Source organism: Pseudomonas sp. IT-P176, from assembly GCF_949767245.1.
In the GTDB taxonomy this organism is placed as follows: domain Bacteria; phylum Pseudomonadota; class Gammaproteobacteria; order Pseudomonadales; family Pseudomonadaceae; genus Aquipseudomonas.
The window spans coordinates 40,676-65,303 of sequence record NZ_CATKPN010000011.1 but is presented as its reverse complement, the minus strand read 5'-3'; the positions used below and the strand labels follow the sequence as shown (position 1 = coordinate 65,303).

The 24,628-nt window shown below is 58.5% G+C and carries 22 protein-coding genes, 1 tRNA gene and 1 pseudogene; 15 read left to right on the top strand and 9 right to left on the bottom strand.

What is annotated here, in order from left to right; all coding sequences use genetic code 11:
• The first annotated feature begins 143 nt into the window (after positions 1 to 143).
• Positions 144 to 458 (top strand): I78 family peptidase inhibitor, encoded by a 315-nt coding sequence (locus ACM6IP_RS00340; protein ID WP_414860677.1) that lies wholly within the window; start codon positions 144 to 146, stop codon positions 456 to 458.
• A gap of 73 nt (positions 459 to 531) precedes the next feature.
• On the opposite strand, the gene ACM6IP_RS00335 is transcribed toward ACM6IP_RS00340, so the two are convergent.
• A complete protein-coding gene (locus ACM6IP_RS00335; RefSeq protein ID WP_003179963.1) occupies positions 532 to 744 on the bottom strand; it encodes a cold-shock protein in 213 nt (70 codons plus the stop codon).
• A 296-nt stretch (positions 745 to 1,040) separates the two neighbouring features.
• Positions 1,041 to 1,337, bottom strand: a complete 297-nt coding sequence (locus ACM6IP_RS00330) for a hypothetical protein (protein ID WP_095169245.1) — start codon at positions 1,335 to 1,337, stop codon at positions 1,041 to 1,043.
• Positions 1,338 to 1,722: 385 nt separating this feature from the next.
• Here ACM6IP_RS00330 and thrS point away from each other — a divergent pair, with 385 nt between their 5' ends.
• From thrS to ACM6IP_RS00280, 10 genes and pseudogenes are all read left to right on the top strand, one after another.
• Positions 1,723 to 3,645, top strand: a complete 1,923-nt coding sequence (thrS, locus tag ACM6IP_RS00325) for a threonine--tRNA ligase (protein ID WP_095169244.1) — start codon at positions 1,723 to 1,725, stop codon at positions 3,643 to 3,645.
• A complete protein-coding gene (infC, locus tag ACM6IP_RS00320) occupies positions 3,645 to 4,196 on the top strand; it encodes a translation initiation factor IF-3 (protein ID WP_172435341.1) in 552 nt (183 codons plus the stop codon). The genes thrS and infC overlap by 1 nt, the downstream gene beginning before the upstream one ends.
• A gap of 60 nt (positions 4,197 to 4,256) precedes the next feature.
• A complete protein-coding gene (gene rpmI, locus ACM6IP_RS00315) occupies positions 4,257 to 4,451 on the top strand; it encodes a 50S ribosomal protein L35 (RefSeq protein ID WP_002553160.1) in 195 nt (64 codons plus the stop codon).
• 28 nt (positions 4,452 to 4,479) lie between these two features.
• A complete protein-coding gene (rplT, locus tag ACM6IP_RS00310) occupies positions 4,480 to 4,836 on the top strand; it encodes a 50S ribosomal protein L20 (RefSeq protein ID WP_003174975.1) in 357 nt (118 codons plus the stop codon).
• Between the two features lie 109 nt (positions 4,837 to 4,945).
• Positions 4,946 to 5,962 (top strand): phenylalanine--tRNA ligase subunit alpha, encoded by a 1,017-nt coding sequence (pheS, locus tag ACM6IP_RS00305; protein ID WP_095169243.1) that lies wholly within the window; start codon positions 4,946 to 4,948, stop codon positions 5,960 to 5,962.
• 26 nt (positions 5,963 to 5,988) lie between these two features.
• Positions 5,989 to 8,367 carry a phenylalanine--tRNA ligase subunit beta gene (gene pheT / locus ACM6IP_RS00300; RefSeq protein WP_159994800.1) on the top strand — a complete coding sequence of 793 codons (2,379 nt, stop codon included), beginning with the start codon at positions 5,989 to 5,991 and terminating at the stop codon, positions 8,365 to 8,367.
• Positions 8,368 to 8,370: 3 nt separating this feature from the next.
• A complete protein-coding gene (gene ihfA, locus ACM6IP_RS00295; protein WP_002553164.1) occupies positions 8,371 to 8,673 on the top strand; it encodes an integration host factor subunit alpha in 303 nt (100 codons plus the stop codon).
• Positions 8,654 to 9,010, top strand: a complete 357-nt coding sequence (locus tag ACM6IP_RS00290; RefSeq protein WP_027620568.1) for a MerR family transcriptional regulator — start codon at positions 8,654 to 8,656, stop codon at positions 9,008 to 9,010. Before ihfA ends, ACM6IP_RS00290 begins: the two co-directional genes overlap by 20 nt.
• Positions 9,011 to 9,099: 89 nt before the next feature.
• A tRNA-Pro gene (locus tag ACM6IP_RS00285) sits at positions 9,100 to 9,176 on the top strand.
• 171 nt (positions 9,177 to 9,347) lie between these two features.
• Positions 9,348 to 9,722 (top strand): annotated as a pseudogene (locus tag ACM6IP_RS00280) (IS66 family transposase); the annotation flags it as partial.
• Between the two features lie 9 nt (positions 9,723 to 9,731).
• Here the strand turns inward: ACM6IP_RS00280 and ACM6IP_RS00275 are convergent.
• The 7 genes from ACM6IP_RS00275 to ACM6IP_RS00245 all read right to left on the bottom strand — a co-directional run bounded on the left by ACM6IP_RS00275 (position 9,732) and on the right by ACM6IP_RS00245 (position 17,514).
• Positions 9,732 to 10,121 carry a hypothetical protein gene (locus ACM6IP_RS00275; RefSeq protein WP_154860590.1) on the bottom strand — a complete coding sequence of 130 codons (390 nt, stop codon included), beginning with the start codon at positions 10,119 to 10,121 and terminating at the stop codon, positions 9,732 to 9,734.
• A gap of 62 nt (positions 10,122 to 10,183) precedes the next feature.
• Positions 10,184 to 10,978, bottom strand: coding sequence for an SDR family NAD(P)-dependent oxidoreductase (locus tag ACM6IP_RS00270; protein WP_154860589.1), 795 nt, complete (start codon positions 10,976 to 10,978; stop codon positions 10,184 to 10,186).
• Positions 10,979 to 11,037: 59 nt separating this feature from the next.
• Positions 11,038 to 12,276, bottom strand: a complete 1,239-nt coding sequence (locus ACM6IP_RS00265) for a thiolase family protein (RefSeq protein WP_414860676.1) — start codon at positions 12,274 to 12,276, stop codon at positions 11,038 to 11,040.
• A 172-nt stretch (positions 12,277 to 12,448) separates the two neighbouring features.
• A complete protein-coding gene (locus tag ACM6IP_RS00260) occupies positions 12,449 to 14,005 on the bottom strand; it encodes an AMP-binding protein (RefSeq protein ID WP_414860675.1) in 1,557 nt (518 codons plus the stop codon).
• 21 nt (positions 14,006 to 14,026) lie between these two features.
• On the bottom strand, positions 14,027 to 15,157 hold the full coding sequence (locus tag ACM6IP_RS00255; protein WP_159995030.1) for a saccharopine dehydrogenase family protein: 1,131 nt from the start codon (positions 15,155 to 15,157) through the stop codon (positions 14,027 to 14,029).
• Positions 15,158 to 15,197: 40 nt separating this feature from the next.
• Positions 15,198 to 16,478, bottom strand: coding sequence for an acyl-CoA dehydrogenase family protein (locus ACM6IP_RS00250; protein ID WP_159995032.1), 1,281 nt, complete (start codon positions 16,476 to 16,478; stop codon positions 15,198 to 15,200).
• Positions 16,479 to 16,539: 61 nt separating this feature from the next.
• Positions 16,540 to 17,514 carry an NmrA family NAD(P)-binding protein gene (locus tag ACM6IP_RS00245; RefSeq protein ID WP_401125879.1) on the bottom strand — a complete coding sequence of 325 codons (975 nt, stop codon included), beginning with the start codon at positions 17,512 to 17,514 and terminating at the stop codon, positions 16,540 to 16,542.
• A gap of 161 nt (positions 17,515 to 17,675) precedes the next feature.
• Here ACM6IP_RS00245 and ACM6IP_RS00240 point away from each other — a divergent pair, with 161 nt between their 5' ends.
• The 4 genes from ACM6IP_RS00240 to ACM6IP_RS00225 all read left to right on the top strand — a co-directional run bounded on the left by ACM6IP_RS00240 (position 17,676) and on the right by ACM6IP_RS00225 (position 24,614).
• Positions 17,676 to 18,530 (top strand): helix-turn-helix domain-containing protein, encoded by an 855-nt coding sequence (locus ACM6IP_RS00240; RefSeq protein WP_401125877.1) that lies wholly within the window; start codon positions 17,676 to 17,678, stop codon positions 18,528 to 18,530.
• A gap of 181 nt (positions 18,531 to 18,711) precedes the next feature.
• Positions 18,712 to 21,378 (top strand): LuxR C-terminal-related transcriptional regulator, encoded by a 2,667-nt coding sequence (locus tag ACM6IP_RS00235; RefSeq protein WP_414860674.1) that lies wholly within the window; start codon positions 18,712 to 18,714, stop codon positions 21,376 to 21,378.
• Positions 21,379 to 21,552: 174 nt separating this feature from the next.
• Positions 21,553 to 22,716, top strand: coding sequence for a thiolase C-terminal domain-containing protein (locus tag ACM6IP_RS00230; RefSeq protein ID WP_401125873.1), 1,164 nt, complete (start codon positions 21,553 to 21,555; stop codon positions 22,714 to 22,716).
• A 68-nt stretch (positions 22,717 to 22,784) separates the two neighbouring features.
• A complete protein-coding gene (locus ACM6IP_RS00225; RefSeq protein ID WP_154860582.1) occupies positions 22,785 to 24,614 on the top strand; it encodes a DUF1302 domain-containing protein in 1,830 nt (609 codons plus the stop codon).
• The last annotated feature ends 14 nt before the right edge of the window (positions 24,615 to 24,628 follow it).

Genomic DNA, 24,628 nt, shown 5'->3' with positions numbered 1-24,628 from the left:
GCGCTGAGCGGCGCGCGATGGCTCGGGCAAACTTGCGCGCTCGACGCGTTTGAGGGCAAGGTGATGGCCGCAACCATGAACCAAACGTCTCAATGGTGGTCGGTTGTCGCACGAATTCAGCTTAATTATTGTAAGGAGGCTTCATGCCTTGGAAGCTCGCGTCATTGGGTACTGTGCTGGCCGCGGTCATGTTGGCAGGTTGCAGCAGCACCACCGAGTCGGCAAAAGACCCCGTAGTGGCAGGGGCGGGCACCGGTCGCTGTGAGGCCAAAGCCGCCGAATTCACCATCGGCAAGAAAGCTTCGCCACAATTGCTCGAAGAGGCTCGCACCCGTTCCGGCTCACAGAGCGCGCGGATCCTGCGGCCAAACGACATGATCACCCTGGAATACCGTTCCGATCGCTTGAACCTGAACACCGATGCTAGCCTGGTAATTACCCGGGTCAACTGCGGCTGACAGCGCAGCGGCTGGAATAACGCCCATAAAAAACCCCGTCACATGGACGGGGTTTTTTTAGTGCGCCGGGAAATTACTCTGGGCGAACTTGTGCAGCTTGCATACCCTTTTGGCCTTTCTCAGCCACGAAGGAAACGGTTTGGCCTTCTTTCAGGCTTTTGAAACCGTCGCTTTCGATAGCTTTGAAGTGTACGAACAGGTCGTCACCGCCACCTTGAGGAGTGATGAAGCCGAAGCCTTTTTCATCGTTGAACCATTTAACGGTGCCGGTTTGGCGATTAGACATGGTGTATCTCCAAGAAACATATATTTTCAGTAGTACTGTGCTGCTCAGGCCAACTGGGCACACCGGGGTATCATAGTCGAAATGTTCGACTTGGAACCCCCCCAGCAGCACGGTTTGCTCTGCCGTTGCGCTTTCTTTCTCGCTGAAATTGCCTGAAAGCCCCGGTTTACAAGGGTTTCAGCCAAAAATAAAAGCGATAAAAAAAGCTGTAAAACCTGCATAAATTGTTGGTTCTGGCAGTTTTTTCGCCGTTTCAGGCCACTTTTCGGGGTAAAAACACCCCCTCGAAACGCTGTTTACTGGGCCTTGCAGGCGGCAATTGCGACTTGCGCCTTTTTCACCAGTTCAGGTGAAGGCGGGGTCTGCTTGCTCATCAGTTGAGTGATTTCCTGGGTGGTGAACTTCTTGTTCAACTCGTCGGCACCGCAGGCGCAGTGTTTCTTCGCGTTTGCCTCGCCGATGGTTTGGGCGGCAGCCGGGGTGCAATCCTTCATGAAGGCATCACGCGCGCCTGCAGGCCAGGCTGCTTGGGCGCTCAGCGGAAGCAGCATGGCCAATGGCGCGGCAAGGGCAAAAAGACGGATAAGGCGCATGACGGAAACTCCTGTGGGTCAGTAAGGTGTCGCGATTCTCAGGGCATTTGAGGGGGTTCGTACATCTCAAGTTCACTTGTGGCGGCAAATCCGCGCAAATCCGCGGCAACGCAACAAGCGCGCGGCGATGACCGTTCATCTGTGCTAGCATCCCACGCTTGGGAATTTTCAGGCCCTGGACGATGTATTCGCCAGGCGCGGTTGATACCCGAAGAACCCTGATTTGATCTCCAGTCACTCTGGTTCGGTTCCCGGTTGGCCGCAAGGCTCCTGCCGCTGTAAGGCAGGCGTTCATCATTGGATGGCCTGGACTGAATCGCGTACTGGCTGCTCATCCCAACCCACGTGACCTTTGGTAGGGGTCACCACTAGGAGAGGAGGCGCCATGCCCACTATTACTCTTCCCGACGGCAGTCAACGTTCGTTCGATCATCCGGTATCCGTAGCTGAAGTCGCGGCATCCATTGGTGCTGGCCTGGCCAAGGCCACCCTGGCCGGCAAGGTCAACGGCAAGCTGGTCGACGCCTGTGATGTCATCGACAGCGACGCCACCCTGCAAATCATCACGCCCAAAGATGAAGAGGGGCTGGAGATTATTCGCCACTCTTGCGCGCACCTGATTGGCCACGCGGTCAAGCAGCTGTACCCGACGGCGAAAATGGTGATCGGTCCGGTCATCGACGAAGGCTTCTATTACGATATCGCCTACGAGCGTCCTTTCACCCCGGACGACCTGGCGGCCATCGAACAGCGTATGCACCAGCTGATCGAGAAAGATTACGACGTAATCAAGAAAGTCACCCCGCGTGCCGGTGTGATCGACGTGTTCACCCAGCGTGGCGAAGACTACAAGCTGCGCCTGGTCGAGGACATGCCGAACGAGCAGGCCATGGGCCTGTACTATCACGAAGAATATGTCGACATGTGCCGCGGCCCGCACGTGCCGAACACCCGCTTCCTGAAGTCCTTCAAGCTGACCAAGCTGTCCGGCGCCTACTGGCGCGGTGATGCCAAGAACGAGCAGTTGCAGCGCGTCTACGGCACTGCCTGGGCTGACAAGAAGCAACTGGCGGCCTACATCCAGCGCATCGAAGAAGCCGAGAAACGCGACCACCGCAAGATCGGCAAGCGCTTGAACCTGTTCCATCTCCAGGAAGAAGCACCGGGTATGGTGTTCTGGCACCCGAACGGCTGGACCCTGTACCAGGTGCTCGAGCAGTACATGCGCCAGGTGCAGCGCGACAACGGCTACCTGGAGATCAAGACTCCACAGGTCGTTGACCGTAGCTTGTGGGAGAAATCCGGGCACTGGGCCAACTACGCCGACAACATGTTCACCACCCAGTCGGAAAACCGCGACTACGCCATCAAGCCAATGAACTGCCCATGCCACGTGCAGGTGTTCAACCAGGGCCTGAAGAGCTACCGCGAGTTGCCGATGCGCCTGGCCGAGTTCGGTGCCTGCCACCGGAACGAGCCATCGGGTGCGCTGCACGGCATCATGCGGGTGCGCGGCTTCACTCAGGACGACGCCCATATCTTCTGCACCGAAGAGCAGATGCAGGCCGAGTCCGCTGCGTTCATCAAGCTGACCATGGACGTTTATCGCGATTTCGGCTTCACCGAAGTCGAAATGAAGCTGTCCACTCGTCCGGAAAAACGCGTCGGTTCCGACGAGCTGTGGGATCGCGCCGAGTCGGCACTGGCCGCAGCGCTAGACAGCGCGGGCCTTGCGTACGATCTGCAGCCGGGTGAGGGTGCGTTCTACGGTCCGAAGATCGAGTTCTCGCTAAAAGATTGCCTCGGTCGCGTCTGGCAATGTGGTACCTTGCAGCTCGATTTTAACCTGCCGATCCGTCTGGGAGCCGAATACGTCTCCGAAGACAACAGTCGCAAGCACCCGGTCATGTTGCACCGGGCGATCCTGGGTTCCTTCGAGCGATTTGTCGGGATTCTGATCGAGCATTACGAGGGCGCGTTCCCTGCGTGGCTGGCTCCGACCCAGGCAGTGATCATGAATATCACTGATAAACAGGCAGATTTTGCCGCTGAAGTTGAAAAAACTCTCAATCAAAGCGGTTTTCGTGCCAAGTCCGACTTGAGAAATGAAAAGATCGGCTTTAAAATCCGCGAGCATACTTTGCTCAAGGTTCCCTATCTCTTGGTTATCGGAGATCGGGAAGTCGAGATGCAGACTGTCGCTGTGCGTACTCGTGAAGGTGCTGACCTGGGCTCGATGCCCGTCGCCCAGTTCGCTGAGTTTCTCGCGCAAGCGGTTTCCCGGCGTGGTCGCCCAGATTCGGAGTAATTATTATTAAGCGTGAAATGAGACAAGATAAACGAGCTGCACCGAAAGCCCCGATCAACGAGAATATCTCGGCACGCGAGGTTCGGTTAATTGGGGCTGAGGGCGAGCAGCTTGGGATTGTGTCAATTGAAGACGCGCTTCTTAAGGCTGAAGAAGCCAAGCTCGATTTGGTGGAAATTTCCGCCGATGCAGTACCTCCTGTCTGCAAGCTGATGGACTACGGCAAGTCGATCTTCGAAAAGAAGAAGCAGATTGCTGCGGCCAAGAAAAACCAGAAGCAGATCCAGGTTAAAGAAATCAAGTTTCGTCCAGGGACGGAGGAAGGGGATTACCAGGTAAAACTGCGCAACCTGGTACGTTTCCTGAGTGATGGGGACAGGGCCAAGGTATCCTTGCGATTCCGCGGCCGTGAGATGGCCCACCAGGAGCTGGGGATGGAACTCCTCAAGCGAGTTGAAGGTGACTTGCTCGAGTACGGTTCGGTCGAACAGCATCCTAAGATGGAAGGACGCCAACTGATCATGGTCATCGCCCCGAAAAAGAAGAAGTAATCATCAGGGCACGGCAGGCCTTCTGATTATGTTTATCAACTGAATGCGGAGTATCCGAACATGCCAAAAATGAAAACGAAAAGTGGTGCTGCTAAGCGGTTTCTGAAAACTGCTAACGGTATCAAGCACAAGCACGCTTTCAAGAGCCACATCCTGACTAAAATGTCGACCAAGCGTAAGCGTCAACTGCGCGGTAGCAGCTTGCTGCATCCGTCTGACGTGGCAAAAGTCGAGCGCATGCTGCGCCTTCGTTAATTTTAGTCAAGAATAGAGGAAGTAACTCATGGCTCGTGTAAAGCGTGGCGTCATTGCCCGTAAGCGTCACAAAAAAATTCTGAAACTTGCTAAAGGCTACTACGGCGCGCGTTCACGCGTATTCCGTGTTGCCAAGCAAGCGGTAATCAAGGCTGGCCAATACGCCTACCGTGACCGTCGTCAGAAAAAACGTCAGTTCCGCGCTCTGTGGATCGCTCGTATCAATGCTGGTGCTCGTGTTAACGGTCTGTCCTACAGCCGTTTCATCGCTGGCCTGAAAAAAGCGTCCATCGAAATCGACCGTAAGGTTCTGGCTGAACTGGCCGTGAACGAAAAAGCGGTGTTTGCTGCGATTGTCGAGAAAGCTAAAGCCACCTTGGCTTAAGTACCCCCGACAGTCACCCTGGGTTACTCCTGTAGCCCAAGGTGGTAAACGTCATAAATAGGGGAAGAGCCTTCAAGCTCTTCCCCTATTTTGTATCTGGAGTCTGTACATGGAAAACCTGGATGCGCTCGTCTCTCAAGCACTAGAGGCTGTGCAAAGCGCTGAAGATATCAATGCCCTGGAGCAAATCCGGGTTCACTACCTTGGCAAGAAGGGCGAATTGACTCAGGTGATGAAGACCCTGGGGAATTTGCCGGCAGAAGAGCGTCCGCAAGTCGGCGCCCTGATCAACGTTGCCAAGGAGCGTGTCACAGAGGTTCTCAATGCGCGCAAGGTGCTGTTTGAAGCCGCCGACCTGGCTGCCAAACTGTCCGCCGAGTCCATTGACGTGACCCTGCCTGGCCGCGGCCAGACCTCAGGCGGTCTGCATCCGGTTACCCGGACTCTGGAGCGTATCGAACAGTTCTTCACCCACATTGGCTACGGCATTGCCGAAGGCCCTGAGGTCGAAGACGACTATCACAACTTCGAGGCGCTCAACATCCCAGGCCACCACCCGGCCCGGTCGATGCACGACACCTTCTATTTCAACGCCAACATGCTGTTGCGCACCCATACCTCGCCGGTACAGGTCCGCACCATGGAGTCGAAACAGCCGCCGATCCGCATCGTCTGCCCAGGCCGTGTGTACCGTAGTGACTCGGATATCACCCACTCGCCGATGTTCCACCAGGTCGAAGGCCTGCTGGTCGATCGCGATATCAACTTCGCCGACCTCAAAGGCACCATCGAAGAGTTCCTGCGGGTGTTCTTCGAAAAAGAACTGGCCGTGCGTTTCCGTCCTTCGTACTTCCCGTTCACCGAGCCATCCGCTGAAGTCGACATGGAATGCGTGATGTGCAGCGGTAAAGGCTGCCGCGTCTGCAAGCAGACCGGCTGGCTGGAAGTGATGGGCTGCGGCATGGTGCACCCGAACGTGCTGCGCATGTCCGGCATTGATCCGGAAGAGTTCTCAGGCTTTGCCTTCGGCATGGGCGTGGAGCGTCTGGCCATGCTGCGTTACGGCGTGAACGACTTGCGTCTGTTCTTCGACAACGACTTGCGGTTCCTTGCGCAATTTCGCTAGTCGTAACGAATTTTTAGGAGAGCAGGATGAAATTCAGTGAACAATGGCTGCGCGGCTGGGTAAGCCCGCAGGTAAGTCGCGACGAGCTGGTTGCTCGTCTGTCGATGGCCGGTCTTGAGGTCGATAGCGTTACCCCGGCCGCCGGTGTGTTTAATGGCGTCGTAGTGGGCGAGGTGCTGAGCACCGAGCAACACCCGGACGCTGACAAGCTGCGCGTGTGCCAGGTCAGCAACGGTGCCGAAACCTTCCAGGTCGTGTGCGGAGCGCCGAACGTGCGCCCGGGCCTGAAGATTCCGTTCGCCATGATCGGTGCCGAACTGCCAGGTGACTTCAAGATCAAGAAAGCCAAGCTGCGTGGCGTCGAGTCCAACGGCATGTTGTGCTCGCAAGCCGAACTGCAGGTGGGCGAGGGCAATGACGGCCTGATGGAACTGCCGGCCGATGCGCCGGTAGGCGAAGACTTCCGGGTCTACCTGGGCCTGGAAGACGCCAGCATCGAGGTCGACCTGACCCCGAACCGCGGCGACTGCCTGTCCCTGGCTGGCCTGGCCCGTGAAGTGGGCGCGCTGTACGCCGCTGCGGTAACCCGTCCAGTGGTGGCTGCCGTGCCTGCCGTGCACGACGAAGTGCGCTCGGTAGAAGTGCTGGCACCCGCCGCCTGCCCGCGTTACCTGGGCCGGGTAATCCGTAACGTCGACCTGTCCAAGCCAACGCCGCTGTGGATGGTCGAGCGTCTGCGCCGCGCCGATGTGCGCAGCATCGATGCCGCCGTCGACATCACCAACTACGTGATGCTCGAGCTCGGCCAACCGCTGCATGCCTTCGATCTTGCCGAAATCAACGGCGGGATCCGCGTGCGCATGGCTGAAGAAGGCGAAAAACTGGTCCTGCTCGACGGTCAGGAAGTCAGCCTGCGCGCCGACACCCTGGTCATCGCCGACCATACCCGTGCCCTGGCAATCGCCGGTGTGATGGGTGGCGAGCACAGTGGCGTATCCGCCACGACGCGGGACATTTTCCTGGAAAGCGCGTTCTTCGACCAAATCGCGGTTGCTGGCAAGGCCCGTTCCTACGGCCTGCACACCGATGCCTCGCACCGCTACGAGCGCGGCGTGGACTGGCAACTGGCCCGTGAAGCCATGGAGCGCGCCACTGGCCTGCTGCTGGACATCACCGGCGGCGATGCCGGCCCGATCATCGAGACCGTCAACGCGCAGTACCTGCCGTCAATCGCGCCGATCACCCTGCGTGCCCAGCGCATCACCCAGATGCTCGGCATGGAAATGGATCCGGTCGAAGTCGAGCGGCTGCTCAGCGCCCTGGGCCTGACTATCGCGGCGGACGGGGCAGGGCAGTGGCGCGTTGAAGTGCCAAGCCATCGCTTCGATATCAGCCTGGAAGTCGACCTGATCGAAGAGCTGGCCCGCCTGTACGGCTACAACCGCCTGCCGGTCCGTTACCCGCAAGCGCGCCTGGCACCACAAGCCAAGGCCGAAGCCCGTAGCGACCTGCCTGAGTTGCGTCGTCTACTGGTAGCCCGTGGTTATCAGGAAGCGATCACCTACAGCTTCATCGATCCGAAACAGTTCGAACTGTTCAATCCGGGCGTTGAACCGCTGCTGCTGGCCAACCCGATCTCCAACGACATGGCAGCCATGCGCTCGTCCTTGTGGCCAGGCCTGGTCAAGGCCCTGCAGCACAATCTGAACCGTCAGCAGGATCGCGTGCGTCTGTTCGAAAGCGGCCTGCGTTTTGTCGGTCAGCTGGAAGGTCTGAAGCAAGAGCCGATGCTCGCCGGTGTAGTCTGCGGTAGCCGTCTGCCGGAAGGCTGGGCACAGGGCCGCGACGTGGTGGATTTCTTCGACGTCAAGGCAGACGTGGAAGCAGTGCTGGGCTTCGCCGGTGCACTGGACTCGTTCACCTTCTCCCCGGGCAGCCACCCGGCATTGCACCCGGGTCAGACCGCGCGCATCGAGCGTGAAGGTCGCGAAGTCGGTTTCATCGGCGCGCTGCACCCCGAACTGTCGAAAACCCTCGGTCTCGACCGTCCGGTGTTCGTCTTCGAGCTGGTATTGGGCGAAGTGGCCTTGGGCAAAATGCCTAAATTCCACGAGTTATCGCGCTTTCCTGAAGTGCGCCGTGACCTCGCGTTGCTGGCCGACGCAGGCGTTGCCGCCAGTGCCGTCATGGATGTAATCCGTGAAAATGCAGGCGAATGGCTGACAGACCTCAGGCTCTTTGACGTTTATCAGGGTAAAGGCATTGATCCTCATAGAAAAAGCCTTGCAGTTGGCTTGACCTGGCAGCATCCATCGCGCACTCTTAATGACGATGAGGTGAATACCACGACGCAAAACATCCTCACCTCGCTCGAACAAAGGTTGAACGCCACGTTAAGGAAGTGACGTATGGGGGCTCTGACGAAAGCTGAAATGGCGGAACGTCTGTATGAAGAGCTGGGCCTGAACAAACGGGAGGCCAAGGAATTGGTCGAACTGTTTTTTGAAGAAATCAGGCACGCTCTTGAAGACAACGAACAGGTGAAGTTGTCCGGTTTCGGCAACTTCGACCTTCGGGACAAACGCCAGCGGCCTGGCCGCAATCCGAAAACGGGAGAAGAAATCCCGATCACGGCTCGCCGTGTGGTCACCTTTCGTCCAGGGCAGAAGTTGAAGGCCCGAGTTGAGGCTTATGCTGGAACCAAGTCATAACGACGAGCTTCCCGTCATCCCAGGCAAACGCTACTTCACCATTGGTGAAGTCAGCGAGTTATGTGCGGTAAAACCGCACGTACTACGCTATTGGGAACAGGAGTTTCCTCAACTCAACCCCGTCAAACGCCGCGGAAACCGCCGGTATTATCAGCGCCAAGACGTGCTGATGATCCGGCAGATCCGTGCGTTGCTTTATGACCAGGGGTTCACCATCGGCGGCGCACGCTTGCGTTTGTCCGGCGATGAAGCCAAAGACGACACCACCCAGTACAAACAGATGATCCGCCAGATGATCTCCGAGCTCGAAGATGTACTGGTGGTCCTCAAGAAATAAAATTCTGCTTTTAAATACTTCCAGTTTTCAAAAGCTTGCGTTATATTCTTGAGCGTTCGTCGAGAACAGCAACAGGTAACACGCCTAGTCGGGGCGTAGCGCAGTCCGGTAGCGCACTAGCATGGGGTGCTAGGGGTCGAGTGTTCGAATCACTCCGTCCCGACCATATAATTCAAGGGGTTGCGAGATTCTATCTCGCGACCCCTTTTTATTTTACGGCGTTTTTACCCCTACAAAACGACTGGCTTTCAGTGGAATCCTCACTGCGTTCGCGTGAATTGATGCCTTATCTGGCAGTCGTCTCATGAACAAGGCTGGAGAAAATTTACGCTATTTAGCCGTACCGGCGATGGATATGCTGCATGCATGGATGATCGCCCAGCGTCATCTGACGCCCGGAGGCACGGCCATCAATAAGGCGCTCAATTACAGCCTGAAACGGTGGGCAGCGCTGTCACACTACCTCAATGGCGGGGCCGGCCCGATTGACAACAATTGGGCCAAGAACCAGATCCGCCCTTGGGTTCTTGGACATAAAACTGGCTCTTCGCAGGTTCGTTTTGCAGCGGTAAACGCGCGGCCCTGATCATAAATATGATCCAGTTTGCGCGGCTGAATGGTTATGATCCGTATGCCTCTGAAGGATGTTCTCACACACCTGCCGACGCAGCGGGCGAGTGAAATCGATCAGTTACTGCCGCATCAGTGGTAACCGGTTTAGTTACGCAAGGCATGATGGCCGGATGCATAAGTAATAACGCCAGAACAGTAATGCATAGACGATGTCGCCCGATGCCGCTACTGGCAATGGCCAGGGGATGCTGCCCGCCAGCCAGTGACCATAGACCACCACAACAAACAGTACTTTCAGGATTATCCCGAGCAGGATATAGGGACGATACTGCAGCGGATCGCGAGCGATCATCCAATAGGCCCAGCCGAATATGATAACCAGGCACGTGGTGAGTTGAATGAAGAGGGTTGAGGTAGGGGTAATTTGCAGCCCCAACAGTGCAGCTACGGGTTGTAGTGCTACGAGTAATGGAAGACCTGCGAATACGTTGAAGCAGGCGGCAGAAATAAACAGCTTGCGTGTATAACTGTCGGTCATGGAATTGTTCCTGAGAGGTGGTGACGCTTCGCGTCGCGCTGAGACATCTTAACTTCCGGGCCTCAGCCAAGCAGCTTGAGTAATGCCGGATAGCTATTGGGGAACAGCCTGCTTATCCAGAACAAGGTGCTCGACTTGTTCCCTGTGATAATGCGTTTGGTTCCTTTGCGCAGCCCCTTGATGATGTCGCCGGCACAATCTGCCGCTGGCGTCAGTAGCATCTTGTCGGCAAGCGCTTTGAACCTTTCTTCTGTACTACCGGCGGCTTTACAGCGTCGTCCGGCCTTTTCAATATTGGTTTTGATTCCGCCAGGGTGCACACACACGGCGCGCACGCCGCTGCCCTCAAGTTCCGACCATAGTGCTTCGGTGAGACCCCGTACGGCGAACTTCGACATGTTGTAAGCGCTTTGCATCGGGAAACCTACCAGGCCAAATACGCTGGAAATGTTGACGATGCAGCCTTCCCGCTGGGCCTGCATCATCGGGAGGAACGCTTTGGTGCCGTACAGCACGCCCCACAGGTTGATACCGAGTTGCCACTCGTACTCATCGATGGAGGTGTTGGCAACTGTCCCGATGACTGCGGCACCTGCGTTATTGATGACGAAGTGCGCCGTGCCAAAATCTCGCTTTACCTCGTCGGCATGGGCCTGGAAGGCGTCCCAGGACGATACGTCCAGGAGGTAACCTTTGGCTTTACTGGCGTCAGGCAATAGCTTCATGGTTTTGTCGAGACCAACCTGGTTGATGTCCGACAGGGCGACGTGCGCGCCAGCTTCCACCATCTGGATAGCCAACTCCCGACCAATGCCTGATCCTGCGCCGGTGATGACGACTACTTTGTTTTGGAACATGTTTTTTATCCTTCTTGTTTTGATTGGTTTGGCCACTACAAGTTTTTGGCTGACAACAACTATTTGCTGAGAATGTGGATCGCGACGGCTGCCTCCTCAATACCCTGCAAACCGCCGCCGTTCTCCTGGATTGCATGGCGTGCGCCATGTACCTGGCGTGCGCCAGCCTCTCCGCGCAGTTGCGTCACCAGTTCGTAGAGTTGTCCGATCCCGGTAGCGCCGAGTGGATGGCCTTTCGATTCCAGGCCACCTGAGGTATTGATCGGGATGCGCCCGCCCAGCGTGAATTCGCCACGTTCAGCCGCAGGTCCGCCCTGACCGAACGGGACCAGGCCCAGGTTTTCGACCTGAATGATTTCGCCCATCGCCGAGGCGTCATGGACTTCGGCGACATGCATGTCTTGCGGCCCCAGGCCCGCCTGTTCATAGGCCTGGTTAGCTGCCAGGTGACCGACGTTCAGTTCCGGCTGATCGAGCCGTCGATGGCTGAAGCTACGGATGACACTGGCCGCTACCTTGATGCAGCGGCTCCTGTCGGCACCGATGCGTGCGAGTCCTTCCTCGGTGCACAGGATGGCGGCTGCTGCACCGTCCGACAGCGGCGCGCACATTGGCAGGGTGAGCGGGTAGGTGATCGGAGGGGCGGCGAGGATTTCGTCGATACCGAAGGCTTTGCGAAATTGTGAGTAGGGGTTATGGACCGAGTGAGTGTGGTTTTTTGCCGACACCGCTGCGATCTGCCGCTGCGTGGTGCCGTAGGTTTTCATATGCTGACGGCACAATGCGGCATAGATGGCCATGAACTTACTGTAAGGCTTGTCCGACTCCGACCCGGTGGGCGGCACTACACCTTCGCCCATTTTTACCAGCGTCTGATAATTCTCTTCGGCGCGAGAGACGTCCCAACCAGCCTCGAACAGCGAAAGGGCCTTCAGTTTATCCGGGATGTTCATCTTTTCCGCACCCAACGCCAGCGCGATACTGGCTGTACCGGCCTTGAGACTTTGCACGGCCAAATTGAAGGCTGAGCTACCCGAAGCGCAGGCATTCTCGATGTTATAGATAGGAATGCCTTCAATACCGATCTTGCTGAACACGACCTGACCCGGGATCGAGAGCTGACCTTGCAATGGGCCATTGGTCATGCCGGCATAAAACGCGATATCGAGATCGGCGGCAGTGCAGTGGGCGTCCTTCAATGCGCCCTGGAAAGCCTCACGTGCCAAGTCGTCGAGGCTGCGTTCGATGTGGCGACCGAAGACGGTCATGGCGATGCCGGCGATATAGATATTGCTCATTGAAAATTCCTTATATTCAGTGGGTCAGTGTCCAGTTCGCACCCCACGGCGTGGTTGACGTTGGGTGCGCCTGGGCAGCGGCTTACTGAAGTTGCTGGTCGTTACCAGGATCAGGCAGGCGTATCTCGGCCACGTGCAGACCGAGGTTGGGATCGACCTCGATTTTTTCCCGTCAGATCTTCCGAGCTGATTTTTCCCAATAAGGCTGGCGCAGATCTTTCTTCAGCACCTTGCCCACCGGACTACGTGGCAGGCTGGTAGTGAAGTCGACCGACTTCGGTGCCATCACGCTGCCCAGCCTGGCCTTGCACAGCTCGATAAGCTCCTGCTCGGTGGTTTCCTGGCCTGGGTTGAGCTCGACCACGGCCTTGACGGCCTCGCCCCATTTTTCATCGGGCACGCCAATCACGGCGCAGTCCTGAACGGCCGGATGTCCCCACAGCACTTGCTCGACCTGGCTGGGATAGACGTTGAAGCCGCCGGAAATGATCATGTCCTTTTTGCGATCGGTGAGGTGCAGATAGCCTTCGGCATCGATATGGCCGATGTCGCCGGTATGCAGCCAACCGTCGACGATGGTCTCGGCGGTCTTCTCCGGCTGCTTGTAGTAACCCTTCATGATCAGGTCGCCGCGCACGCATATTTCACCGGTTTCACCGCGCGGCAGGATCTGGTGGGTGTCGCTCATCACTTCGACGCGGATCAGCGGGTTAGGGCGGCCGACCGAGGACAGGCGTTCGTCGTCGGCGAATTGGCCACCCACCAGATGTTCGTCGGGACGAAAGTTGGCGATGCTGGCCGGCGCTTCGGTCTGACCATAGCCGCCGGTCATGACCGGGCCGAAGATCTCGATAGCTTTCTTCAGCTTGTCTACCGACATGGGGGCCGCGCCGTACATCAGGTACTTCACCGAGGAGAAATCCAGCGTCTCGATACCGGGAATTTCCAACAGCCTGTAGATCACCGTTGGCGGCAGAAAGAGCTCGCTGACCCTGTGCTGCGCAATGGCGTTCAACATCAATGCCGGATCGGGTTTGGTAATGACCACTACAGTGCCACCTTGCGCCGTGCAGGGTACGGACAACAGGCCGGCAGTGTGGGTCATCGGTGCGGCGGCCATATTCACCGGCTTTTCACCATTGCGATAAGCACAGGTCAGCATGAAGTGGGCGATGAACGTCTGCACGCTGCGGTGGGTGTTCATCACGCCCTTTGGCGTGCCCGTAGTGCCACCAGTGGGTGAGACCGCCACCACGTCGTCCATGTCATAAGCGACTTCGGGACGGCTCGCCGGCTGGCCGGCACTCCATAGTTCCAACGAAGGTGCATCGACAGCATCGGCATCGATACAGATCCAGTGTTTGATCTTAGGCAGCCTGGACCGTAGCTCGGCGATGATTTGCGCGAAATCGTTCTGGTAGAACATCACCTCGCAGTCGAATGCGTCGAGGATGTAGTGATTCTCTTCGCTCGAGTTGCGCGCATTGACTGGAATCCAAGTCATGTTGGCGCGCCATAGACCCAGTGTGCAGGCCCAGGCGGTGACGTCGTTACCTGACCAGACGGCACCCTTGGTTTCCTTCGGCAAGCCCAGTGCGAGCAGCTTGTTGGCGATGCGACACGAGAGCTCGCCGATTTCGTTGAAGGTGTAAGAGCGCTCGCCCTGGATGTAGGCGACCCCGGCAGGGTTGATGCCCCAGCCGCGATCGTAAAAGTCGATGATGGCCATAAGTGGTTCCTGTGCCGGTAATCAGAGTTTGGTAACGGTGGCACGGGCCAGGCCGCGTTCTTCCAGGAAACCGAGCAGATAGCGGTGTCCAAAAGCCTTGGAACCGGAAGCGAAGCCGACCTTGTTGGTGTCGTCGTCGAGCAGCCTGATCGCCGCCGCGGCCTGTAGGGCACCGGTGGAAATATAGGGTGTGACGCCATGCACGGTAGCGCGCACGGCAGCCAGGTGACCGCGGCCGATAGCGATGTCGACGCTGCGTTGCAAGGTGGTGCGTTCGCGGGGCGGCATGCTCGGCGTGGTGGCCTCTACCAGGCTCTTCACCACCGCGTCCTGCTGCTCCTTGGACAGGTGCTTGTATTCCGCTTCCCACTTCTGGCTCAGGCCATGCACCATCGGCATCACATTGTTGTCGTAGAAACCGACCGCGGAGGTGCAGGCGCGCACGCGCGGATCATGCTCGAAGTAAATTGGCAGCGAGGTTCCCCCCCAAGGCAGGCAGAAAACCGGCTGCATGAAGTTGGGGTCGACAATGTTGAACGAAGCGGTGGCTGGGTGCTGCACCAGCTTGTTTTCCCACAGGTAGAACTGCTCCCGGTGGAACAATTCGAAAATCGAGGCCGCCGAGCCCAGGCTGACCCCGGCGACATCACGCGGGCCGCGGCATAGGGCGGCGGTTTCCAGTACGTCGATGCCGGGGGTTTCCAGCGCCAGTTCGGCGGCGATCTCGGAGAAGCTGAACATGTAGGACAGCGATGGCGAAACCAGCAGGCCAGCCTGACGATAGAGCTCGCCAAATTGCTCGCGAACCTGACGGACGTAGCTTTGCTCGCCGGTGGTATCTATGTGGTGGCAGCCGGCCTTGAGCGCGGCCTCGACGGTGGTCAAACCGAAGTTGACGAAGGGGCCAACGGTGTTGCAGACCACTTTGGCCCCCTTGAAGGCGGCGCTCAGCGATTCGACGTTGTGCTCGGCCTCGATGATTTCATAGGTCGCGGACTCCAGGCGTACCACACGTTGCGCCATCATTTCCTGCGCGCGCTTGGCATCGCGCGCCACAGCGGTGAAGGGGATGTTCTGGTCGATCAGCCAGTCCATGGTCAGCATGCCGGTGTAGCCACTGGCGCCATAGACAACTACGGGATACTTAGCCATTTCTATTGTCTCCAAAGTTTATTGTTAGTCGGGTTTGGGATCAGTACTGGGGCCAGCCGTCTTCGTAGAGCTCCTGGACAAGGAAGCCAAGGCGGGTGGTGAGCATCATGTTCTCGCCGTCTTCGATCAGCGCGGCGCGGGCATCGCGGAACAACTTCTCCATGGGGTACTCGCGGGTCAGGCCGTTGCCGCCGAACATCTGCAAGGCATCGCTGACTACGCGCATGGCCTCTTCGGTCACGGTGACCTTGCTGGAAGCCGTGGCACAGGGGTGCCCCTGCGGGGACAGGCGCGCATAGGCCAGGGAGCGGCGGGCGACAGCCCGGCAAAGCTCGACACGACGCATCATGTCGCCGATGCGGTAGCGGGTAAGCTGGTGGTTGATCAGCAGTTGGCCACCCTGCTTGCGCTCATGGCAGTAAGCCAGGGCCAGTTCGAAGGCGGAACGTGCCACGCCAGTGAACCATTGCGCCATGTGGGTGCCAGCGAACGACCAGGTCGAAACGACGTTGCCGTAGTACTCGTCCTGCAGGGCTACGGCGAAGCGCTTGGGAATCCGCACGTTGTCGAAATACACCTCGCCCTGGGGCAGGGCGCGCTGACCGATCTTCTCCAGTGGCTTGCCCTTGCTGACACCGGGCAAGTCCAGGGGCACGATTACAGAGATGCCATAGGGCAAGCCATTGGCATCGTAGAAGCCGTTGCCATAGTCGGCGGTCATGTAGGCCAGAGCCACCTGGGCCACCGCGCCGTTGGACACCCAGGCCGAGCACTGGCCGTTAATGACGATCTCGTGCTCGCCGACCTTGGCGAAGAGATTGCCCTTGTTGCCTAACTGCCCCGGCACCCAGTCGCGCTGCATGTCGAAGGCGCCGGCGTCAGTACCCTTGTCCGGATGGGTAATCATCCAGCAGCCGATTTTCCCGGCACTCAGATCGATCAGCTCCTGGTTCCCTACGGCTTTGGCCATCTCGTTCGGGAAGGTGCTGACGCCCAGGGAAACCGCCAGGCCGGCATCGCCCCAGCCCATTTCCTCGCCGATCATGGATTCGACGCGTACAGCCGTTTCCGGCGGCAGTTCGGCCAGCAGATCGGAATCCAGGCCCAGCTTGGCGGCTTCGCTGAACACGCTGTAGTACGGCGAGCCGGGGGCGACCACCTGCTCTGCGGTCATCTTGTCGAGTTCCTGACCCAGGGGGCGCATGAAATCCTTGGCAAAGCGATGCACGCTGTCCTGGATGCCGCGCTCGACCTCGTTCAGGGGCGTTTCAAAGCCGGTTATTGAAATGTCAGGCAGGTTGATCCGGTTACTTAGTTTCATGATGGGCCTCGTCATATCACTCGGTTTTTCTTATGGCCTGCACTTTGGTTTTCGAGATGCGTCAGGCGTCGGCCGGCAGTTCGCCGGCGGCGATCAGCGTGGCGCGCGTGGCCTCGACGAAGGGCTCAACGGTGTCGACGAACAGCTCTTGCAGCGGCGTCCCCTTGAACTCGGGGAGGAAGGTCTTGTTCCAGTGGCCGCACAGCGACATGCCCGCTGGGGTATCGACCATGGCGACGCCGATCGCCAGCAGGGTCTGGATGGCACCGGGACGGGAAGCCGCGTAGGCTGCGCGCCACTGCTCGGGCGTCAACTCGTTACGCTCGATCGGGCGCCCCATGGCTTGTTCGCGCGCGGCCAGCAGCTCGTTCCACGAACACCAGGCCGTGGCCGCGACTGGACAGATCGCATTGCGCGAGGCCGGGTGGGCCAGCACATGCGCAATGATGCGACCGACATCCGCGCCGGTCGACCAGGCCAGCTTGACGTCGGGATCGCCCATCACCATCACCGGCTCGAGCATGTAGTACTCGATCCAGGCACCAGCCGGAATGATGGTGTAGTCCATGCCGGCCAATTCGATCATGCGCCGGATGAACGCCTTCTGCCGGGCCATCAAGCGGTGCGTGGTGTCGGTTTGCCAGAACTGTTCGAATTCGTAGATCGCGCCGTACTCGGATGGCACGAAGCGTTCGACCCCGGCTTCCTTGGCGGCAAAGATCAGCGGCATCTGCGATTCGGTTGCATAGAGCGGCACGCAGGACACCAGGTAGTCGGTGCCGCGCAGCGCCGGGACCAGCGCTTCGGTAACGGTGACGTCGACCTCCTTGATGGTCACGCCCTGACGCGCCCATTCGGCGTACTGCAGCTGTTTTTGCGCCTCACTCTTGCTGATGCCCGACGATGAGCGTTCCACCTGGCCGGAGCGGCGCGCCAGTACATTGATATTGACCAGGCCCTGGCGAATGAACTCATTGACGCAGGCGATGCCCGCAGTCCCGGTGGCGCCGAATACAGTGACGGTCTTCTTGCTCACGCTGTTCTCCTGGCTGTGATCAGTTATGCGGGCGAGCGGTTGTGCCCGCCTCGCATTAAGGCGAGTGGCGGAATATTTGGCCGATTATTGTTCTTCCCGACATCGACAACTCACCTGAAAAGCGGTCATATTTGTCAAAATATGCTCATCCCGAGATGCCCATGAATCCGCAGCAACAGGTCCATGAAACACTGGGATTGCCCTTGCTGGGCGGCCTGGTGTGCAGGGAAATCCCCTTGTATGCGGAGCGCTACTTCCTGCATACGACTGATCTATCCGTCCCGCCCGTTGACTTCATGGCCCTGTTGACCCAGTTCGGTGGCTCGCGGGCGGATGAGGGGGCCGGGGGCGAGTTGCGCTCAACCTCGATGCCCCGCTTGTCGATGCTGCTGCCTGCAGGTTGTGCCACTCAATGGCACTATTCCGGCAGCATTGATTTCGCGGTCTTTTATCTGCCCGAGCGCACTGATGGCGTGTTTCGACAATTGCGTGAACTATGCGCTGGCGCGCAGGCACCATTGCCCGTCAGTGATGGCTTGGTGAGCGCAGCGGCCCGGCAATTGATGGATGAGCTAAGTCTTGGGAAAGGGGCTGATCAGGGGTTCATGGCAAGATTGGCCATGGTCATGCTTGAGCAGGTGTATCGTGCGTTACGGGTTGACGCGAGCAGAGGTATTTATCCGCCGCATATTCATCTGGCGCGCCTGCATACGGTACTGGTCTACATTCGCGAGCATCTGGGGCAGGAACTCTCGATCAGCACGCTGGCTGGCCAGGCGGGTGTCAGCCCGGCTCATTTCCGACGGCTGTTTCAGCGTGCCATGGGTATGCCGCCCCATCGCTATGTGATGAATCTACGACTGGAACATGCACGTGATCTGCTCATGCAGACCGATCTACCCATTTTGCATGTGGCATTGGAGTGTGGCTTCAGCTCCCAGAGCCACCTGACTGCAGCCTTCAAGGTTGCGCACGCCAGTACGCCGGCCGAATACAGAGTCCTGGCTGGACGGTAGCGGGTTCTTTGGCGTAGCGAGCAGGTCACTCCGCCGAAGTACGCAAGCGGCTTGTGTTGGATTGCACCGGTGTTCAAGTCATCGGACTATTCCATGGTAGTGTTCGGCCGTTTGGAACTGTATCCAGCGATCTTAAGACGCTCCTTGGGTAAGCGTCGCTCAACCACTCAGGTCTGAAACAATGGACTGCATAGAGCCCCAACTGATCCTCAAAACGACACCGCCGCGTAGTCAGAAATCAGCACGGATGCGAAACCGCCTGGGTCTCCATACCCAGGAACTGACCGACAAAGTGGTGATCGCCGTTCAAGCGCCGGCAGGCTTTGGCAAAACTTTTCTGCTGACCCAGTGGCGCCGTGAATGTTTATCTCACGGCGCCGTGGTGGCCTGGATGACGCTGGATGCACAGGATGATAGTGCGCGTTTTGTCCAGGGGCTGGGAGTTGCCATGGCAATTGGCAGCGGTCGGCCGTCGTTTGCCCGCGCATTCGAGCCTATTGCGGGACTGGGGCGTGACGAACAGGAAGGGCTGACGCAGTGGTTGGCGGAAGTGGCTGATCTGGGTAGTGAAACCGTATTGATTCTGGATGAAGCGGATACCTTGCCCGAGCTGACGATCCGTCACTCCCTGACGTACCTGTTGCACAACGCGCCGGCCAATTTGCGCATCATAATGGCCTCTCGGGTACGGTTGAATCTGCAGGTGGCGGACCTCGCGGCAAGAGGGCTTTTCACGACGATCATGACAGCGGCTTTACGACTGAATGTGGAAGAGGCGCTCGCCATCCTCAATGACCGTTTCGGTGCAAGGGTCGATGCCGACCTCTGCGTGCGGTTGCACGAGATAACCGAAGGCTGGCCGCTTGGCCTGCAATTAGCGATTTCGGCGTTGGAGAAGAGCTCGAATCGGAGTGCTGCAGTCGAAGAATTGTCGACTTGTCTGGGGGATATCCAGCGATATTTCGTCGACAGTCTGCTCGCACATCTTCGGGAGGAGCAGGTTCGCTTTCTGACCGGCATTGCATTGTTGGAAATGGTCCAGCCCTTGTTATGCGAAGCGCTGACGGGTAACGCTCGCTCGGGTGAATTGCTGAAGGAATTGTGTGCCTCGACACCGATTTTTGTTGAAAGTATCGACAGTGACTGGGTGCGCATCCATCCATTGGCGCGGGAATTTCTGCTCGGCCGTTTTGCCGACTTGCCGTTGGAGGAGCGGCAGGGTTATCACCGGCGCGGCGCTGTGTGGCTGGAACAATACGGATTCCTGGAGCAGGCCGCCCGGCAATATCTGTTGGCCGGCATGCCCCAACCGGCCTATACGTTGATCGGCAAATGCCTGTACGAAGTCATGTTGCAAGGGCAGTTCAGCCGGGTGCTGGAGTGGGTCGAGGAGCTTGGCCCCGCTGACGTGTTGTCGCATCCGCGCATCTGCCTGGCGGCGGCCTGGACATTGGCATTGGGAGAACGTCAGGCAGAAGCGGCGCAATTGATTGCTGCTATTGAACAGCATCCGTCCGCCGACGAGGCGACACGTTGTGAAGCTGCCGCCATCGCTGCCGCAGCCGCCTACTTTGCGGATCGTCCGGATGAATCGCATGGACTCATCATGCCTTGGGTCGATCGATTGCCTTCGTTCTCGAGCAAGGTGCAAGCCATTGTCGCGACCCAGGTCGCCCGTCTGACGCTATTGCAGGGACAACCGGAGAAAGCCCGGCGAATCTTTCAGCGAGCAGCGCTTTACGCGGGTAGTCCTGGCCTTGATGCCGTACGCGGGTATGGCGAGTGGGTGGTCGGCCTTGCTTATTTATACGAGGGTCGAATGGTGTCGGCGCGCACGGCGTTGCACGACAGCCTGTTGCATGCCGAACGGGACATCGGTCGGCGCAGTCCGGTGGCGGTCATGTTAGCGAGCGCTCTGGCGACGGTGTTGCTGGAACAGGGGGAAGTCCAGGAGACCGCTACGGTGCTGGCGAACAGGCTGGATATCGTTGAGCGATTGGCCTCCCCCGATGCCATTGTGCAGGGTTTCCTCGCCGCCTCTCGACTGGCCTCGCTCCAGGGGCAGGGGCATCGCGGGCAGGATCTGCTCGAGGCGTTATTCGCCCTTGGAGAAGAGCGAAATATTCCACGATTCTGCATTGCCTCCCTGGGAGAGCAAATACGCCTGCATGCCTTGCAGGGACGCAGCGATACCTGCCAGGCATTATGGCGACGACTGGACAGTTTCACGCCGGTTATTGCCCGTGAGCGAGCAGGGTTGCTGGGTCCGGAGCTGGACTTGCTGGCCGGGGTAGCCAACGCTTATGCCTTACTGGCCCAACGTGACTGGGAGGCGATGCTGGCGGTGCTGGACAAGGTTGGCGAAACAGCCGAACACCTGCGTCGTGGGCGAGACATCGTACAGATCAAGCTGCTCAGGGCACTGGCACTGCGGGCGACGGGGCAGGGCGGCACTGACTATTTGCTGGAGGCTGTCAGCCTCGCGCAAGAAAACGGTATGTTACGCGTAGTGCAGGACACCCATCCGGACCTGATCAAATGGGAGCGGACGCTTCAGGGTGAAACGGTCCCATTGCTTACGGCGACCGCTACGCCCGCACCTGTTGCGCGACCGGAACCCACCCCATTGAGCGTGTCCGCGAGTCGTCTCCTGACGCCCAAGGAACGCGAGGTGTTGCAGCTATTGGCTCGCAACCTGTCCAACAAGCAAATCGCCCTGGCGCTGAATGTCGGCGAGGAAACCGTGAAGTGGCACTTGAAAAACCTGTTTGGAAAATTCCAGGCCGGTACCAGACAGCATGTTGTCGCGCGTGCATACATGCTGGGAATTCTCGAGACAGCGGGCTAATGCGAGTCCACCACCCGAGGTGATCCGTACGGATCATCTTTCAATCCCCCCCCCGCCCCCCAAAAAAAATCGATTTCCTGCCGCCCCCCCAGTCAATGGGGGGGTTCGCTTTTCGACTTCGCAATAGTCTGAACCCACAAATGCGCCAACGTATCGGCGAGTGGGAGCAGGTTTATGTCTGAAAAAGTGCTGATCGCCGGTGCAGCAATGGTGCCGTTTCTACCGCTGGGTGGCTCTGACAGTCATGCGGCGTTGGCGGGGCAAGCCATCCGTGCGGCGCTGGCCGATGCGCGGATCGACTATGACCTGGTCGACCAGGTGTTTACTTCCTGCGTACACGCAGAAGCCGGTGTCGCCGAGCAAATGTTGTCGCAGATTGGCTACTCGGGCGTGCCGATTTTCAGCCTCGGCGATGGCTGTGCGTCGGCCAGCAGTGCTTTCCAGTTGGCCCGCAATAGCCTGCTGTGCGGCCAGGCTGAATGTGTCCTGTTGGTGGGTGTCGAGTGCATGCCGGCAGGCATTTCCAATCGTGAGTTTTTCGGTTTGAAAGATCTCGCTCGCGATGATTTGGCGACGGTCAGGCAGGCTGAGCACCCCATCGGCTTTATCGAGCGTCGACAACAACCGGCACTGTTGTTCGCTGCCCAAACCAGCTGGTTGTTGACACGCATGGGCATTGCTCAAAGCAGCTTCGATCAGGTGCTTGAGCAGGCACGGGCTCAGGCCGGGCGCAATCCCTACGCCGTATTGAACCGCATGCCGGATCGCGACGACTGGCTCGCGCCTTATCTGTGCCCGCCCGCCTGCGGTGCTGCGGCCATCCTGCTCTGTACCCCGGCCTTCGCCCTGCGCTTCGGCGCTCGGGTGGACGTCACCGTGCTGGCCAGTGTCAGGGGCAGTGACAGCGCTTCAGAGCAGGAATCGGGTTGCGTGCTGGATGTGCTCGGACAGGCAACTACCCGGCGAGTCGCGCAACTGGCCTATCAGCAGGCGGGCCTCGGTGCGGAAGACATCGACGTGGTTGAACTGCACGACCAAAGCGTCGGCGACTTCATGGTCAATAGCGCCGCGTTGGGCTTTTGCCGGGAAGACGAGATCGATCGATTCGTGCAGCAAGGACGCCGCCTGAAAGGACAGATGAATGCGGTGTGCCCATCGGGTGGCTTGCTGGGACGTGGTCACGCCCCGGGTGCCACCGGGTTGGCGCAACTGGTCGAGTTGGTCTGGCAACTGCGCGGCGTGGCCGAGGGCAGGCAAATTGCTGGTGCCCGCACGGCTTTACAACATAGCACCGCCCTGGGCCGGGCGGTGTCGGTCACCCTTTTGCAGCGCACCTGAGAGGAGGCTCACTACGCCGTTATTCAACCCATGACTTTTCGTAAACCATAGAGCAGGTGGCAAGCTAGATGAACAAAAATAATAAGATCTGCCATGCAAACCTTCGCAAAGGGTTGTTGGCCTCCGCCATTCTCACCGGCCTGGGCATTGCGCCCGTAGGGGCTGTGGAGATCAACACGGGGAATGAAGACTTTGCGGTTCGCTTCGACAACACGCTGAAGTTCAACTACGCCCAGCGCGTGGAAGCCCCCAACAGCAAGTTGGCCAATTCGTGGAACAACAATGACGGGGATCGCAACTTCTCCTCCGGCAGTCCCGTTTCTCAACGACTGGATGTGCTGACCGAACTGGACGTGGTTTACAAAGAAAAAGTCGGTTTCCGTGTCAGCGCCAACACTTGGTACGACCACGCCTACGACGATATTGGCAGCGATAACGCCTCGACCAATCAGCTCAACAACGGTAAGCCGGACTCTCATCATCAAAGCGGTTACGCCGATCGGTATTACAACGGTCCTTCTTCGGAAATCCTTGATGCCTTCGTGTTTGGCAGCACTGAAGTCGGCGATGAGTCACTGCTCAGCGGCAAGCTCGGCAAGCACACCGTTTACTGGGGCGAAAGCATCCTCGCCTTTGCCCATAGCAATAGTTATGGCCAATCCGGCCTGGATATTTCCAAGTCGCTGGCGGTCCCGGGAACAGAAGCCAAAGAACTGTTCATTCCGCGTAATCAGTTGTCCACCAGCCTCACGGTCAACCCGGAACTGACCCTCGCCGCGCAGTACTTCCTGGACTGGGACGCCGCGCGGTTGCCGGAGTCGGGTACTTATCTGGGGTTCAACGACGGCATTCAAAATGGCGGGCACAACCTGTCGTTGATCGGCGGCCGAAACCCGCTGTTCGGTACACCTGGCCCACTGGGTGCCAACCAGTTTTTACGGCTGTCCAACGGGCATACGTTTACCCCGGACAACCAGGGTGACTTTGGCCTGATGGCCAAGTGGAGCCCGGAATGGCTGCAGGGTACGCTGGGTTTCTACTACCGCAAAACCTCCGACATTCTGCCCAACCTGGTGTTGCAGCCAACGGCGGTCGGCCCTGCGCAACTGATCTCCGGCAATGCCGGCAGCTACAACCAGTTCTATGTCGACGATATCGATATCTACGGCATCAGCCTGTCGAAAAGCATCGAAGGTGTCAGCGTCGGTCTCGACCTGAACTATCGCCACAACATGCCGCTGGCCAGCGTGCCGGCAACGGTCAATCCGGTGGCCGGTGCCGCCGGTTTGCCTGGCTTCATCAGCAGCTTTGATGGTGATAACGGCGTGGCCCGGGGCAACACCGTGCACGCGGTGCTCAACGGCTTGACCACTTTCGGTGCGACACCGGTCTGGGACAGTTCGACCTTGCTGGTTGAACTCGCCTACAGCCGCTGGCTGGACGTCACCGAGAACAAGCAACTGTTCAAAGGCGAAGACTGGTATCGCGGTGTCGACAAGGTCACCAGGGACAACTACGTCCTGGGCGTCAACTTCAACCCGACCTGGTACCAGGTGTTCCCCGGCATCGATATGTACCTGCCGGCCAACTACAGCGTCGGCCTTGCGGGCAACTCGTCGGTTCAGCTCGGGGGTAACAAGGATTCCGGCAGTTACTCGGTGGGCGTTGGCATGGACGTGCACAACCAGTACCGGTTTGACCTGAAGTACGTGGACAACTTTGGTCCGTTCGACACCTGCGGCTCAGCCGGTGGTGCAGGTGCACAGGGCGAGGGTGCCGCACCAGGGGCCAACGGCCAATACAACTGCGTACCGGGGCAGACCACTGCTTTCGGCGGTACTCAGCCTCAGCTCAAGGATCGGGGCATGGTCACTTTTACCTTCAAAACGACCATTTGATCGAAGTCTTTGCT

What these genes read in the sequence shown, in the direction of transcription:
- ACM6IP_RS00340 (WP_414860677.1), top strand. Translation starts at nt 144, where the DNA reads ATGCCTTGGAAGCTCGCGTCATTGGGTACTGTGCTGGCCGCGGTCATG.
- ACM6IP_RS00335 (WP_003179963.1), bottom strand. Translation starts at nt 744, where the DNA reads ATGTCTAATCGCCAAACCGGCACCGTTAAATGGTTCAACGATGAAAAA.
- ACM6IP_RS00330 (WP_095169245.1), bottom strand. Translation starts at nt 1,337, where the DNA reads ATGCGCCTTATCCGTCTTTTTGCCCTTGCCGCGCCATTGGCCATGCTG.
- thrS (WP_095169244.1), top strand. Translation starts at nt 1,723, where the DNA reads ATGCCCACTATTACTCTTCCCGACGGCAGTCAACGTTCGTTCGATCAT.
- rpmI (WP_002553160.1), top strand. Translation starts at nt 4,257, where the DNA reads ATGCCAAAAATGAAAACGAAAAGTGGTGCTGCTAAGCGGTTTCTGAAA.
- rplT (WP_003174975.1), top strand. Translation starts at nt 4,480, where the DNA reads ATGGCTCGTGTAAAGCGTGGCGTCATTGCCCGTAAGCGTCACAAAAAA.
- pheS (WP_095169243.1), top strand. Translation starts at nt 4,946, where the DNA reads ATGGAAAACCTGGATGCGCTCGTCTCTCAAGCACTAGAGGCTGTGCAA.
- pheT (WP_159994800.1), top strand. Translation starts at nt 5,989, where the DNA reads ATGAAATTCAGTGAACAATGGCTGCGCGGCTGGGTAAGCCCGCAGGTA.
- ihfA (WP_002553164.1), top strand. Translation starts at nt 8,371, where the DNA reads ATGGGGGCTCTGACGAAAGCTGAAATGGCGGAACGTCTGTATGAAGAG.
- ACM6IP_RS00290 (WP_027620568.1), top strand. Translation starts at nt 8,654, where the DNA reads ATGCTGGAACCAAGTCATAACGACGAGCTTCCCGTCATCCCAGGCAAA.
- ACM6IP_RS00275 (WP_154860590.1), bottom strand. Translation starts at nt 10,121, where the DNA reads ATGACCGACAGTTATACACGCAAGCTGTTTATTTCTGCCGCCTGCTTC.
- ACM6IP_RS00270 (WP_154860589.1), bottom strand. Translation starts at nt 10,978, where the DNA reads ATGTTCCAAAACAAAGTAGTCGTCATCACCGGCGCAGGATCAGGCATT.
- ACM6IP_RS00265 (WP_414860676.1), bottom strand. Translation starts at nt 12,276, where the DNA reads ATGAGCAATATCTATATCGCCGGCATCGCCATGACCGTCTTCGGTCGC.
- ACM6IP_RS00260 (WP_414860675.1), bottom strand. Translation starts at nt 14,005, where the DNA reads ATGGCCATCATCGACTTTTACGATCGCGGCTGGGGCATCAACCCTGCC.
- ACM6IP_RS00255 (WP_159995030.1), bottom strand. Translation starts at nt 15,157, where the DNA reads ATGGCTAAGTATCCCGTAGTTGTCTATGGCGCCAGTGGCTACACCGGC.
- ACM6IP_RS00250 (WP_159995032.1), bottom strand. Translation starts at nt 16,478, where the DNA reads ATGAAACTAAGTAACCGGATCAACCTGCCTGACATTTCAATAACCGGC.
- ACM6IP_RS00240 (WP_401125877.1), top strand. Translation starts at nt 17,676, where the DNA reads ATGAATCCGCAGCAACAGGTCCATGAAACACTGGGATTGCCCTTGCTG.
- ACM6IP_RS00235 (WP_414860674.1), top strand. Translation starts at nt 18,712, where the DNA reads ATGGACTGCATAGAGCCCCAACTGATCCTCAAAACGACACCGCCGCGT.
- ACM6IP_RS00230 (WP_401125873.1), top strand. Translation starts at nt 21,553, where the DNA reads ATGTCTGAAAAAGTGCTGATCGCCGGTGCAGCAATGGTGCCGTTTCTA.
- ACM6IP_RS00225 (WP_154860582.1), top strand. Translation starts at nt 22,785, where the DNA reads ATGAACAAAAATAATAAGATCTGCCATGCAAACCTTCGCAAAGGGTTG.